Raw genomic sequence first — 263 nt, 5'->3', positions numbered from 1 at the left:
CGCGCCAACCTTGCGCGCAGGCCGTCCCGAGGCGCAGACGGTGACCACCGCGCTCGCCCAGGCGTACGTGCGTGGCGTGGCCGTCGACTGGCAGGCGGTTTTCGCTGGCCAGGGCGCCCGCCGGGTCGACCTGCCCACCTACGCCTTCCAGCGCCAGCACTACGGGCCGGAGCGGGTGTCCGTGACCGCCGGTGATGTCACGGCGGTCGGTCTGGTGGCAGCCGGCCATCCGCTGCTCGGCGCCGCCGTGTCGCTCGCCGCCG

1 protein-coding gene is annotated in these 263 nt (G+C 75.7%); it reads left to right on the top strand.

What is annotated here, in order from left to right; translation table 11 throughout:
• Positions 1–40 precede the first annotated feature (40 nt).
• Positions 41–263, top strand: a 223-nt coding sequence (locus tag UK12_RS35720) for a hypothetical protein (protein WP_045307392.1), incomplete at its 3' end; no start/stop codon positions are given.

The organism is Saccharothrix sp. ST-888, from assembly GCF_000955975.1.
In the GTDB taxonomy this organism is placed as follows: domain Bacteria; phylum Actinomycetota; class Actinomycetes; order Streptomycetales; family Streptomycetaceae; genus Kitasatospora.
The sequence above is the reverse complement of the archived record's forward strand: the minus strand, read 5'-3'. Positions and strand labels throughout refer to the sequence as shown.